Raw genomic sequence first — 13010 nt, 5'->3', positions numbered from 1 at the left:
CAATTTATACCTCGTAGTTTAGAGGGGGACAAAATAAAGTATTAGCTGATGAGCGTTGATTGTCTTAATAAAGCTATTGTCACATAGACTTAAAGTTAATGTTATCAATTGTGTGGCAAAACATGCTTAATTTATTGAATTATTATAGTAGTTGAAAATTAAGGTCACTCGTAGGCCATTTAACCCTTCATCAGTGATATTATTTTCAATGCGAATATCGCCGCCTTGGCTTTGGATCAAACGCTGGCAGATCACCAACCCTAGCCCCAAACCTTCTTTTTTAGTGGTATGAAATGGGATGATCCCTTGTTCTAGTTGTTCGGTCGGCATTCCTCCTGCGTTATCTTGTAAAACCAGAAGAAAGCGGTCTTGTGCAAAGTGAAAACCAAAGCTCAGGGTTGTGGCTCCGGCTTGTAAACTGTTGCTCACTAAATTAGAAAGGAGTTGTTCAAGCAGTGTATCGGGCAAAGTCAGGGTGACATCAGGTGTCTCTGGTAATAGCAATTTTGCATCTGGATAGTGCTGATCTACACGTAAAAGTTGCCAGATATGATTAATGGCTTGCCTCACTGATTGCTGGTTTAATGTTACCGCTGGGTCTTGACCCGGTTTCCCTGCCCAAAGACGTAAGTTGCGAATAATGTCTGCACCACGTTGCGCTTGGTCATCGATTTTAGTTAACGCACTAATGAGTGGGTGGTTATTTGACTCCTTGCTAAGGCGTAAGATACACCCTTGCGCATAATGACGAATGGCAGATAAAGGTTGGTTCAGTTCATGGGCAAAGCCCGATGCCATTTCGCCTAAAATATTTAATCGCTGAGCTTTTTGTAAATTGGCTTCTTGTTCTCGTAAGCGGTTGTGCGCCACTTCGAGTTGCCGGCTTCGGCGCCTAACTAAGAAGGCAATCCAAATGTGATTTACGCCTAGTAAAACAAAGAACAACGCAACAAGGCTAATAGTAATTTGGTTTTGAATGGTCCAACTGACGATATCTTGCCATATTTGTCGCTGTTGTGGATGTTGATTCACATCGCGGAGCAAAGTTTCGACTTGAGTGACTGAGGCAGGAGCCCCCCAACGCATAGTGGTATTATCCGTTGAAAGTAACGTTTTAGTGACTTTATCGACCAAATTGTCTGGAACATCGCTTAATGCGGCGAAAGACCAGTTTGGGTATAGCTCGGTACTAGTTAAACAAGATAATGAACTTGGATGCTGAATTAACGGACGAAACTGGGTTTTATCAATTAGCCCTTCACTGTGCATATTTTCTAATAAACAGACAGGGACAATGGCAGCAGACAATGAGTCATCCCGTAGTGCATATAATAGGGCATCCGCAGGGAACCCTAAAAACTGCATTTGAAAGTCTTTAGCCGCGTCATACCCCATATCTCTTAATACCTTATAGCCTAATAAGTAACCACCAAAGGCATCAGGTGAAATGGCACCGACTTTTTTACCAATCAAATGCTTTACGTCAGAAATATCACTTTCTTTTCGTACCAGTATCAAACTGCCAATCACATTACGGGTGGTGCTATTTGGTTCGACATCAGAACGTAATGATAATAGCCAGCGCAAGTGATAGCGATTATCTAATTGAATAAACTGCGCGGGGTTGGTCAGTAAAAAATCAATTTTGCGGTTAGAAATAGCTTCTTTCATTTCATCAAGGTTTAACGGCAATAAAGTAAACCGTTCCCCCTGAATAGAATCATTGAGTGTGTCAATTAATGGTTGCCAATGGGATTGTGTGGTACTGGGCCCACGCAAAGCCAGTACCCCGATAGTCCATTGTGCAGAAATGGCCGGTAAGGACCACATAAGCAGCGTAATTAATAGTATGTGATACAACGGTATAGATGTTTTTTTTAACATATTTGGCTTATTCGTTGCGTTAGATCAATTTAGCTACGGGTATGTGGTAAACCACAATAGGGCGGTGGTGCCTCTCTTCTTACAATGGCATTACAAGTTTTATCAAGATAATACAGTAGTTTTAAAGAGAAATAACAATTTCAGTGGTTATCTTAACGAGACTGTATTCATTGTCAATAACACATGCAATACAAATAACATATTGATTAATAACTTTTATTTTCGCATTAGCAATGTCAGTACTGGAGCCTATTATGGATCTGAGTAAACGAAAATTTCTACAACAAATTGGGGCTGTGACTGCGGGAGCATCATTAATTCCCATTGCAGAAGCTGGCCTAAATTTTTCTCCTACGCGTAGAGAAGGCAATCCAGAAAAACGATATGGAATGTTGATTGATTTACGTCGTTGTATTGGTTGCCAATCTTGCACAGTCAGCTGCTCTGTTGAAAACCAAACCCCTCAAGGGCAATTTAGAACCACAGTTAACCAATATCAAGTTGCGGTTAAGGGCGAAGAAGGGTTTACCAATGTACTTCTACCTCGCTTATGTAACCACTGCGATAATCCTCCTTGCGTACCCGTATGCCCTGTTCAAGCAACTTTCCAACGGGAAGACGGCATAGTAGTCGTTGATAATGAACGTTGCGTAGGGTGTGCTTACTGTGTACAAGCCTGCCCATATGATGCGCGTTTTATCAACCATTCAACCCAAACTGCAGATAAATGTACGTTTTGCGCTCATCGTTTAGAAGTTGGTTTATTACCTGCTTGTGTTGAATCTTGTGTAGGTGGGGCTCGCATTATCGGTGATTTAAAAGACCCTAACAGTACTATTCGTAAAATGCTGACTGAGCATGAAGCAGAAATTAAAGTACTCAAGCCAGAAAGTGGCACCTTACCGCAAGTATTCTATCTCGGTTTAGATGATGCGTTTGTTCAGCCGCTGCAAGGTAAAGGGCAGCCCGCGTTATGGCAGGAGGTATTCTGATGAATGGCCAAGTGACTTATATTTCTGAAATGATGGCTCAGCCACAAGAATTTTTTTGGCTTCCTTGGGCGGTACAATACTTTTTCTTTATTGGAATCGCCTCTTGCGCGGTGCTGTATGCCTGTTATTTACATTGGCAAAACAAAAGTGAAAACAGCCGCTTAGAAATGATTTCCGTATTTATTGCTATCACAATGGGGATCACTGCACCGCTTGCACTAACGGCAGATTTACACCAAACCGCAAGAGTATGGCATTTTTATGCACACCCAACGTTATGGTCTTGGATGTGGTGGGGCTCTGTATTATTACCCTTATTTACCACATTTATCGGCTTATACTTTGTTGCTTTAATCGTCAAAATGATTTGGAAAAAACACTTTAAAGCGACGCGTTGGGTGGCATTGCTTGCCGCATTATCGGCAATTGGCCTGCTACTTTATACCGGTCGTGAGGCATCTGTATTAACGGCTCGCCCAATCTGGAACAGCTGGTGGATGCCAGTACTTATGTTCTTGAGTGCATTACAGGTTCTGCCTGCATTGATTGGACTCGGTGCTCGTCGTGAGCCCCAATATCAAAACCGTTTAGCACGCTTCCAAGTGATTACATTGTTACTATTTGCTGTCTGTTTTGCGCTATGGCTTTCAGGGGATACCACATCGGGTATTGCTGTACGCCAACAAATAGACATGGCGAGCCCAGGTTGGTGGATGCTAATGGGGGTATGTGCACTGTGGTTAGTGGCTTTCGGAATGTCTGCGAGTAATGTAAAAGCCGTTCGCTCTGTCCCTTACATTACCATTTTAGCATTAGTATCGATGGCTTTTGCTTGGACATTACGTTGGATTTTCCTAATGGAAGTTCAAGCTGTACCAAAATATAACATTATCGCTAACCCATATCATTTCCCACTGGGAACCGATGGACTATTGGCTATCGTAGGAACATTTGGTTTATGGATTGCGTTAACAATTATTGTTCGTGAAGGTGTTCGCTGGTTTGCGGGGAGAGTGCAACATGGCTAAATTCTCAAGACGTCAATGGCTTAAAGGTGGTTTGGTAGTTGGTGGTATCGCATTATTTGGTGCAAGCTACCGAGATGTGGCCAAACGCGCAGTCGATGGGCTAGCTAACGGCACTTCTGGTAAAGTCACTCTTGACCGCATTAATGGCAACTCTTTGCGACCAGAAGGTCAGGCGACTAAAGGCTGGCAAGAAAACCCGGAACAAGTAGTTGCAATGACCCAATGCTTTGGTTGTTGGACACAATGTGGTATTCGTGCCCGTGTCGATACCGCTAAAAATGAAGTATTACGTATCGCAGGTAACCCTTATCACCCATTATCACACGAAGAGCATTTTCCTTATGGAATGCCGCTGAAAACTGCATTTAATAAAATGAGCGGGGAATCAGGGCTAGAACATCGGTCAACCGCTTGTGCGCGTGGGGCAACCTTAATGGAAGGTTTAACTAGCCCACTGCGTATTTTAGAACCAATGAAACGTGTTGGTAAACGTGGAGAGGGCAAGTGGCAACGCATCAGTTTTGAGCAATTAATTAAAGAAGTTGTTGAAGGCGGTGATTTATTTGGTGAAGGCCATGTTGATGGTTTAAGAGCTATTCGTGACCTTGAAACGCCACTTGACCCAGCACAGCCAAAATTGGGCCCCAAAGCGAACCAGCTGCTGGTAACTAACGCAGGGGACGACGGGCGTGATGGGTTTATTCGTCGCTTTGCTCAAAACGCGTTTGGCAGTAAAAATTTCGGTGCCCACGGTTCCTATTGCGGTCTTGCTTATCGCGCCGGTTCGGGTGCTTTAATGGATGACTTAAACAAAAATGCGCACGTAAAACCAGATTGGGATAACGTTCGTTTTGCATTATTCCTTGGAACCTCACCAGCTCAGTCAGGTAACCCATTTAAACGCCAAGGTCGCCAGTTAGCGACAGCACGTCTGCGTGACTCGTTTAACTATGTGGTGGTTTCTCCTGCGCTACCACTGACAACCACACTGGCTAATGACCATGGTCACTGGGTGCCAGTACAACCCGGAACTGATGCAGCGTTAGTCATGGGAATGATCCGCTGGATCATTGAAAATGAGCGTTATAATGCCAAGTACCTTAGCGTGCCTAGTGAGAAATCAATGGAAGCGATGGGGGAGAAAAGTTGGACAAACTCAACGCATTTAGTCATTACTGATGATGCTCACCCATTAGCAGGCAAATTATTAATTTCATCTTATCTTACTGGCGAAGGCGACGATGAAAAAGCTTATGTCGTCCAAGATACGTCTGGTGAATTGAAACTTGCCAGTGAAGTCCCAGCCGCAGAGTTGTTTGTCACTCGCCAAGTGACATTGCATGATGGCAGTGAAGTTACCGTAAAATCGAGCTTCCAATGCTTAAAAGAAGCGGCCAATCGTATGACACTCCAAGAATATAGCGATCGCTGCCATGTTCCAGTGAAAACCATTGAATCATTAGGTAGAGCATTAACGTCATATGATAGAAAAGCTGCCGTTATTTCTCATGGCGGCATGATGGGCGGTAATGGCTTTTACACTGCATGGTCAGTCGTTATGCTTAACGCATTGATTGGTAACTTGAACTTGAAAGGTGGTGTGTCCGTTGGGGGCGGTAAATTCAACGGTGAAATGGATGGTCCACGTTACAAAATTGCCAGCTACAAAGGCAAAGTAAAACCAAAAGGCGTTGTTTTATCGCGTAGTAATGAAGTGTATGAAAAATCAGATGAGTTCAAAGCGCGCCTTGCGGCAGGGGAAAATCCGTATCCTGCAAAAGCACCTTGGTATCCGTTTGCTAAAGGGCAACTCACTGAGCAGCTGGCATCAGCATTAATGGGGTATCCTTATGCATTAAAAGCTTGGATCACCAATATGACCAACCCGGTGTATGGAATCGCGGGTATCCGCCAAGTGATGGAAGAAAAACTGAAAGATCCAAAACACCTTCCGTTGATTATCGGTATTGATGCCTTTATGAATGAAACCACTGCGCTGGCAGATTATATCGTACCGGATACCCATAATTTTGAAAGTTGGGGTTTTAGCGCTCCTTGGTCAGGGGTTCAAGTTAAAGCGAGTACAGCGCGTTGGCCGATTGTTGAGTCACGTACCGCCAAAACGGCAGATGGTCAGCCCGTATCGATGGAAAGCTTCTGTATTGCAGTTGCCAAAGAATTGGGGTTACCTGGTTTTGGCGACAACGTGATTGAAGATATGGATGGCAACCTGCATTCACTAAATACAGCGGAAGATTATTATTTACGTGTTGCTGCGAATATGGCGTGGCTAGGTGAAAAACCAGTACCAGAAGCCGCTTCGGAAGATATCCAAATTAGTGGGGTAGAACGTATTTTACCTGCGATCACCAATACGCTAAAACCTGAAGAAGTTCGCCGTGTTGCTTATATCTTTACGCGAGGTGGCCGTTTCGCACCATATGAAAAAGCATGGGATGGCGATGCAACTGGTCCGCAATGGAAAAAAGGCTTACAAATTTGGAACCCAACTGTGGCCGTTAATCGCCACGCGATCACCGGTGAACGTTACAGTGGTTGCCCTACATATTACCCACCGCGTATGGCAAATGGTGACGATGTGAATGTGGTGTTCCCAGAAAAAGAATGGCCATTGAAACTAATGTCATTCAAATCCCATGTGATGAGTAGTTCGACAACAGTAATTGAACGCTTACGTCATGTTAAACCTACTAATCTTGTTGCTATTCACCCTGATGATGCCGCAAAAGTGGGGGTTAAACACGGAGATTGGATACGTATTACCACACCGGGTGGCCAAGCAGAGGCTCAAGTGAGTGTGCTTGATGGCGTGATGCCGGGAGTACTTGCAATTGAACATGGCTATGGTCATACCGAAATGGGCGCGAAACAGCATTATTTAGATGACCAACCGATGCCAATGAATGCTGCAAATGGTTCAGGGATCAATCTAAACGATTTAGGTTTTGCAGACCCAACAAGGGAAGTCGCCAATACATGGTTAGATTGGGTATCGGGTGCTTCTGTACGTCAAGGTTTACCTGCTCGAATTGAGCTCATTGGTTAAAAGAAGTAGTAAGGGTTGTTAGTGTGTGAGGGGCTGCATAGTCTCATCATTAGCAATCTGTTTTAAGCAGTTGACATTGCGCATAACACAGTGAGATTACCACACTGTAACTTCGGCAAATGCCTGGGAGGGGGAGCCCTCCCTTTTTTATTGGGTTAACGCAGAAGTGGCGAAATAGATTGCTCCAGCCCGACACTTTGTAGCATCAAAGCCCCCATCAGTATAAAGAAAACACCGGCAAAAATTTTTAATGCTATTCCCCAATATGGGGACAGCTGTTTTCCTGTTAACCGCGATAAACGAATAGCTTTATCACGCATAAAATGAACAAAAATAGCAATTAAACAAATGGTTAATGCTGTACCAACCGCCATTGCTAGCGCCGCGATAACTCCCCATGCGTATACTTCAATCACATAAGAAAACAATAATACGAGAATGGCACCAGAGCAAGGGCGTGCCCCCATAGATAGAATAATCAACACTTTACTTTTAAAACTAGATTGAATTTGGTGAGATTGGATGACGTGCTGATGACCACAGTGACAAACGGGGTGTGGTGTCAATGTTTTGGGCTGGATCATTCGCTTGGTTGATTGTGTTAATGGCTTAAGGTTTTTTATCACTAGTGGTGATAATGCCCTAGAAAGGCGTGTTTGCCAGTAACGGCGTAAAGCAGTAATACATAAAAAACAGCCAAGTATTATGACAAATAAATAGCTTAATTGTTCTGCATATAAGCTGACCTGATTCAAATGTTTGGTGGATAGCTGAAATAACACTAACACGACAGAAACTAACGTAATAGCAACGACCCCTTGTAAGAGCGATGCTAATAAACTAATGATAACACTCTGTTTTAAATGAGTTCCTTGGGTCGCTATATAGGTTGTGATAATGAGCTTTCCATGGCCAGGTCCCAGAGCATGTAAAAAACCGTATAAAAAGCTAACGGCAATTAGCAAACTTCCAGCATACAGTGGGTGTGAGCTGGTTTCTTGTAGTAAATCCGATAAACCTTGGTTTAACTGTTTTTGCCAGCCAATACTCAGTTGTAACCATGTTCCCCAATAGCGATACGCTAGCCAAATGGCGAAAGCTAATAAACTAAACGAGACAATGATTAGCAAAGTTTTTGTTGCTTTGTATACAGAGGATGAGGGGGTTAAGGACATCGAATATCAACTCGCTGTGCAAACTGTTTCCCAAGCGCTAAATCTTCTTCTGGGGTATCACTTTTATCTAAAGAAAATGCGTAAGCCCGCATCGAATCAGTGATATTGGCTTCTTGTAAGTCAATATCACAATTGGCTGCTAATTCAATTGGCAGAGTAATTTGTTGTTTATTTTGATACGTCATACTGACATAAAAGCTAGGGTCATAAGTTTGTATTTTGATATGTGAATCTGCAATAGGTAGTGGCTGCATAAATGAAGCTGTAAAGAAAAATACTAATGAAAACCCCTCTTTTTCTAAATGGTAGCTGTCAGGGATACGCTTAAAGTTAACCTTTTTGTCTTGATAATAAAAATCAGTGAAATAATTTTGCATTAAAATATTAGCCATAATAATGGCTTCTTGTTGTTTCCAGCGTGGGTCATCGGGTTTAACCCCTTTCAATTCATAGGCAATATCTGCCGATGTCATCGGGTCCATCTTCCAAACATAGCTTATACCTGAGTATTTGTTTTGTTTGGTTTCAAGGGACATTTGCATCTCAATAAAACTATGAGGATGCGCTGCAACGTGTGGCGCAAAGATAGCCAGTATTAATAGATATAAAGGAAAAAAACGTCTCATAAAGATAATCTAATTAGCCAAATATAAATATGTTATAACATAACGAATAATGGTCGGGCATTAAAAACTTTCTGTTGATGTTTTATTTACAATACCCCTGCAAATAAAGGGTTTTTTATTAACATAATAACAGCGATAATATCCACCAAGATTAAAAAGCCTCAATCAATGAGCTGAAATCTGAATAAATAGAAAATTATCAACGAGTTAAATAGGATTAAGAACACCATGCCAGTGTTACATAACCAAATTTCAAATAAAATATTAAAAGAACGCATGTTGGCGGAAACAGAGCCACGTACCACAATTTCTTTTTATAAATATTTTAATATTCAAGACCCAGTGGCGTTTCGCAATGAATGGTATCAACAGTTTACAGCGCTGAGTGTTTTTGGGCGTGTCTACATTGCGAAAGAAGGGGTGAATGCACAAATCAGTGTGCCTGAATCTAATGTTGATGCTTTGCGCGAACTGATATATTCCACTGATACCGCACTAAATAACCTGCGTTTAAATATTGCGATTGACGATGACGGTAAGTCTTTCTGGGTGTTACGCATGAAAGTACGTGATCGCGTGGTGGCAGATGGCATCGAAGATGAAACCTTTAACCCAGCGAATACAGGGCAATATCTGAAAGCTCACGAAGTGAATGAAATGATTGACGATCCAAACACGGTATTCGTTGATATGCGTAATCATTACGAATATGAAGTGGGTCGTTTTGATAATGCAATTGAAATTCCATCAGATACTTTTAGGGAACAACTGCCGATGGCAGTGGAAATGCTGCAAGAGCAAAAAGATAAAAATGTTGTCATGTATTGCACTGGGGGGATTCGCTGTGAAAAAGCCAGTGCATATATGCTGCATAATGGCTTTAAAAATGTATACCATGTTGAAGGTGGCGTTATTGAGTATGCACGTAAAGCAAAGGAACAAGGTTTACCATTACGTTTTAAAGGGAAAAACTTTGTGTTCGACAACCGTATGGGAGAGCGCATTACGGATGATACTTTAGCCCAATGCCACCAGTGTGGTGCACCATGTGATACTCATACTAATTGCAATAATGATGGTTGCCACTTGTTGTTTATCCAATGCCCTAGCTGTGCAGAAAAATACGAGGGTTGCTGTAGTGTTTCTTGTACTGAGGAAATGAAACTCCCAGAGCAAGAACAACGTGCTCGCCGTGCAGGCCGTGAAGTCAGCAATAAGATTTTTAATAAATCACGTCATCGTTTATCAGATGGCTTATTAAATAAAGAATAACGATAATAAGAAAGCCCTTTAATTAGGGCTCTCTCTTAATATAAATATTTAAATACATTATAGATAAAAAATAATTCAATTCTGTTTTTTACAAATACTTTCGAAGTGATATGTCTTTTCTGTGAATAAACCGTGCTATTACTAATCCCTAGTTTCCTTGAGATAATATGATTAGGTGTTTCATTCATCCAGTTATTAATAATGTTTTGTTCTTTTGCAGTGAAGATGGATGAATCTATATTATTAGCGAGCTTCGTGATATGTTCTATTTGTTCGTGTTCTCGAATCACTTTATCAAGGGTTTGGGTAATAATATTTTTGGATAGAATAAAATAGTTATCCTTTAATAACAATGGGTTGGCTGTTTGTGGGTAAGGGGCATTTATATAAATATAAAACCTAATATTATTTTTTCTATTTAATAGATCTTGTAATACTGGACAGTAATTAGAGTAATGACAATAATAAGTTAAATTAGCCAATACAATACTTGGCGTGAATTCATTTATAAACCTGATAGCTTCCTCAATACAACCTGTACTAATAAATTCTAATTTTTCATTTTTAGATAAATATTCAGTAATGCCAAGTCTAGTGTAATAACATTCATCAATAACTAATATTCGCATCGGGAACATCCTTGTTCGAAAAGAGTCTTACAATAAATGGGAATTGCTAGTGAAGTCAACCGAGGATTAATAAAAATAGTAAATAGTGTTTTTATTTACAATTGTTATTTAGTTAAAAAGGTACAAGTAGTTATATATAAATATATAACTACTTGTTTGGTGAATATTATATAAAATAAAATGGATATTAAATTCTTAAATATCCATTCATTTCCCTAGTGTGTTTTAAGATTAAGTTCGATATATTCGCCTGACTCTATCTTATCTACGCCAGCTTGAAGTATATTAATCAATTGCTTAGCAACATCAGTCGTTAGCCACATAGTTTTATCCACAATGGCATCTCCTGAGTTTTTATCTTGTTCAGGGAGGTAGTGCAAACGCAACATCATCGCATCGTAGGAATCTACTGTGCTGATGTCCCAGCCAACAACTGGGTGAGTTTGAATAACATCATCTTTTCTATTCATGAAACCTCCTAATCAAACAGCGTGATAAATAGTAAATATCTATAACTGACTAAGAGCAATGTTCTCGAAATGAAGCCACTTTTAGTATAAGGAGATTTCGCTAATAAGGAAGCAATTAAAAATTTTTTTTGTATAAATGGCAGGAAATGCACAAAAATGGTGAGTATGACTATAAAAAGTAATATAGGAAGCCCAAATAGCTTCCTATAAGTGCTAATTATTTAGAAAGTGCGATTGTCCACTGAGAGTCCTCACCTGCTAAGAAAGGGATCAGCTTGTCATTACAACAATCAATTGATTCACAAGTAATATTGGGCTCTTTAGTTAATGTAATAAACCCGTCGTTAACAGGTAAATTATAAAACTTAGGGCCATTGAGTGAACAGAATGCTTCGAAGTGTGCTAGAGCACCAAGCTCTTCAAAAACAGTGGCATAAGCGGCTAATGCAGTTGGCGCATTAAACACGCCAGCACACCCACAAGATGATTCTTTACGTGATTGCACATGTGGAGCCGTATCGGTACCTAGGAAAAAACGGTCACAGCCTGATGCTACCGCTGAGCGTAGTGCTTCTTGGTGAACGTTACGTTTTAAAATAGGTAAGCAGAATAAATGTGGCCTGACACCACCGACTAACATGTGATTACGGTTAAACATTAAATGCTGTGGTGTCAATGTGGCTGCGGTATATTCATTTGCTTCTTGGACGTATTGGGCAGCTTCTTTGGTCGTGATATGCTCAAACACAACCTTTAATTGTGGAAACTGCGCGCGCAAAGGTAGCATAACGTGTTCTATAAACAGCGCTTCACGGTCAAAAATATCAATATGGCTAGCGGTTACTTCCCCATGAATTAGCAAGGGCATACCTGCTTGTTCCATAGCCGCTAGTACGGGATAAATCTTTTTGATATCTGAGACACCATGGCTGGAATTAGTTGTCGCATTGGCAGGATACAATTTACAAGCCGTAAATACCCCTTCATGGAAGCCTTTAATCAGCTCAACAGGGTCAGTGCTATCAGTGAGGTAACATGTCATCAAGGGGGTAAATTGGTGACCTTCTGGAACGGCTTGAATAATACGTTCACGATAAGCTTTTGCCGCTTCAATTGTCGTCACTGGGGGGACAAGATTAGGCATGACAATGGCACGGCCAAAAAATTCACTCGTATAGGGAACGACCGTTTTTAACATATCATCATCGCGAAAATGAACATGCCAATCATCAGGGCGGCGGATTGTTAGGGTAGTTACAGTTGTCATTAAACCGGCTCCATAAGGGTAGAGAGGGGTGATGAGCGGGTGCTCAAGCCGGGATAGAATGATAAAGGGAAAGTCAAAAAATAGCTATGAGAAATCACAATTAAGGTTAATGTCATAGATAGATGAGGGGGAGATTAATGTACCAAAAGCAAAAAGACTGCTTAATGATTAAGCAGGCTTTTCTAAATGATTGGCTCCTCCAGCTGGACTTGAACCAGCGACATACGGATTAACAGTCCGCCGTTCTACCGACTGAACTATGGAGGAACTCCTTGGTACGCAGAGGATATTAGCTTTCTCTTACTGGATTGTCAAAGGAGAATATCGAAAAAAAAGTTCGTTTGGCTGTTATCTGTGCGAACTGAGGGAAGTTTGATCGAAAATGATTTGGTGACAGTGAATTGAGGTTCATGCTGATAGGCAAATGAGTCAAAAGGTAAACCTCTATCATCTGTTCGTGGCTAAATTTTAGGTTGTTATTTCAGTGACTAACTTGTGGCTAATCACTGAGTTTGTAAACACGATTTGGTCGTCAAAAGACCTAGAAGCGTTAAAGAGGGATAACTAACACGGGTTGTCGAACGCCATTTAGCAAACCGC

10 protein-coding genes and 1 tRNA gene are annotated in these 13010 nt (G+C 41.2%); 4 read left to right on the top strand and 7 right to left on the bottom strand.

Annotated elements, in window-relative coordinates; translation table 11 throughout:
- Window positions 1–126 precede the first annotated feature (126 nt).
- Entirely contained in the window at window positions 127–1884 is a 1758-nt protein-coding gene (ttrS, locus tag ABE954_RS14050; RefSeq protein ID WP_071547921.1) for a tetrathionate respiration histidine kinase TtrS, read from the bottom strand.
- 254 nt (window positions 1885–2138) lie between these two features.
- Between ttrS and ttrB the strand changes: the two genes are divergently transcribed.
- Genes ttrB through ttrA form a run of 3 tightly spaced genes read left to right on the top strand, consistent with a single transcriptional unit; the run spans window position 2139 to window position 6971 of the window.
- Entirely contained in the window at window positions 2139–2876 is a 738-nt protein-coding gene (ttrB, locus tag ABE954_RS14045) for a tetrathionate reductase subunit TtrB (RefSeq protein ID WP_042847974.1), read from the top strand.
- The gene (ttrC, locus tag ABE954_RS14040) at window positions 2858–3904 is read left to right on the top strand and encodes a tetrathionate reductase subunit TtrC (protein WP_129466687.1); all 1047 of its coding nucleotides are present in this window, start codon (window positions 2858–2860) and stop codon (window positions 3902–3904) included. Before ttrB ends, ttrC begins: the two co-directional genes overlap by 19 nt.
- Window positions 3897–6971 (top strand): tetrathionate reductase subunit TtrA, encoded by a 3075-nt coding sequence (gene ttrA / locus ABE954_RS14035; protein WP_371025488.1) that lies wholly within the window; start codon window positions 3897–3899, stop codon window positions 6969–6971. The genes ttrC and ttrA overlap by 8 nt, the downstream gene beginning before the upstream one ends.
- A gap of 155 nt (window positions 6972–7126) precedes the next feature.
- Here the strand turns inward: ttrA and ABE954_RS14030 are convergent, their stop codons facing one another.
- A complete protein-coding gene (locus ABE954_RS14030) occupies window positions 7127–8146 on the bottom strand; it encodes a nickel/cobalt transporter (RefSeq protein ID WP_131680687.1) in 1020 nt (339 codons plus the stop codon).
- Complete coding sequence (locus tag ABE954_RS14025) at window positions 8137–8772, bottom strand: DUF1007 family protein (RefSeq protein ID WP_042847966.1); 636 nt, start codon at window positions 8770–8772, stop codon at window positions 8137–8139. The genes ABE954_RS14030 and ABE954_RS14025 overlap by 10 nt, the downstream gene beginning before the upstream one ends.
- Before the next feature lie 228 nt (window positions 8773–9000).
- Here ABE954_RS14025 and ABE954_RS14020 point away from each other — a divergent pair, with 228 nt between their 5' ends.
- Window positions 9001–10044: a rhodanese-related sulfurtransferase gene (locus ABE954_RS14020; RefSeq protein WP_166686754.1), complete on the top strand. Its 1044-nt coding sequence runs from the start codon at window positions 9001–9003 to the stop codon at window positions 10042–10044.
- A 35-nt stretch (window positions 10045–10079) separates the two neighbouring features.
- On the opposite strand, the gene ABE954_RS14015 is transcribed toward ABE954_RS14020, so the two are convergent.
- The 4 genes from ABE954_RS14015 to ABE954_RS14000 form a co-directional block, all read right to left on the bottom strand.
- Window positions 10080–10673 carry a LuxR C-terminal-related transcriptional regulator gene (locus tag ABE954_RS14015; protein WP_042847961.1) on the bottom strand — a complete coding sequence of 198 codons (594 nt, stop codon included), beginning with the start codon at window positions 10671–10673 and terminating at the stop codon, window positions 10080–10082.
- A gap of 215 nt (window positions 10674–10888) precedes the next feature.
- Window positions 10889–11143 carry a biofilm formation regulator BssS gene (gene bssS, locus ABE954_RS14010; protein WP_042847959.1) on the bottom strand — a complete coding sequence of 85 codons (255 nt, stop codon included), beginning with the start codon at window positions 11141–11143 and terminating at the stop codon, window positions 10889–10891.
- Between the two features lie 217 nt (window positions 11144–11360).
- Complete coding sequence (gene pyrC / locus ABE954_RS14005) at window positions 11361–12410, bottom strand: dihydroorotase (RefSeq protein ID WP_042847957.1); 1050 nt, start codon at window positions 12408–12410, stop codon at window positions 11361–11363.
- 191 nt (window positions 12411–12601) lie between these two features.
- Window positions 12602–12677 (bottom strand) — tRNA-Asn (locus ABE954_RS14000).
- Window positions 12678–13010 lie beyond the last annotated feature (333 nt).

It is taken from the genome of Providencia sp. TYF-12, from assembly GCF_041344805.1.
Lineage (GTDB): Bacteria > Pseudomonadota > Gammaproteobacteria > Enterobacterales > Enterobacteriaceae > Providencia > Providencia huashanensis.
Note: the sequence above shows the minus strand (reverse complement) of the source record. Positions and strands in the feature narration are given on the sequence as shown.

Bases quoted from the DNA above. Each gene is read 5' to 3' on its own strand.
- ttrS (WP_071547921.1), bottom strand. From the start codon at position 1,884: ATGTTAAAAAAAACATCTATACCGTTGTATCACATACTATTAATTACG.
- ttrB (WP_042847974.1), top strand. From the start codon at position 2,139: ATGGATCTGAGTAAACGAAAATTTCTACAACAAATTGGGGCTGTGACT.
- ttrC (WP_129466687.1), top strand. From the start codon at position 2,858: ATGGCAGGAGGTATTCTGATGAATGGCCAAGTGACTTATATTTCTGAA.
- ttrA (WP_371025488.1), top strand. From the start codon at position 3,897: ATGGCTAAATTCTCAAGACGTCAATGGCTTAAAGGTGGTTTGGTAGTT.
- ABE954_RS14030 (WP_131680687.1), bottom strand. From the start codon at position 8,146: ATGTCCTTAACCCCCTCATCCTCTGTATACAAAGCAACAAAAACTTTG.
- ABE954_RS14025 (WP_042847966.1), bottom strand. From the start codon at position 8,772: ATGAGACGTTTTTTTCCTTTATATCTATTAATACTGGCTATCTTTGCG.
- ABE954_RS14020 (WP_166686754.1), top strand. From the start codon at position 9,001: ATGCCAGTGTTACATAACCAAATTTCAAATAAAATATTAAAAGAACGC.
- ABE954_RS14015 (WP_042847961.1), bottom strand. From the start codon at position 10,673: ATGCGAATATTAGTTATTGATGAATGTTATTACACTAGACTTGGCATT.
- bssS (WP_042847959.1), bottom strand. From the start codon at position 11,143: ATGAATAGAAAAGATGATGTTATTCAAACTCACCCAGTTGTTGGCTGG.
- pyrC (WP_042847957.1), bottom strand. From the start codon at position 12,410: ATGACAACTGTAACTACCCTAACAATCCGCCGCCCTGATGATTGGCAT.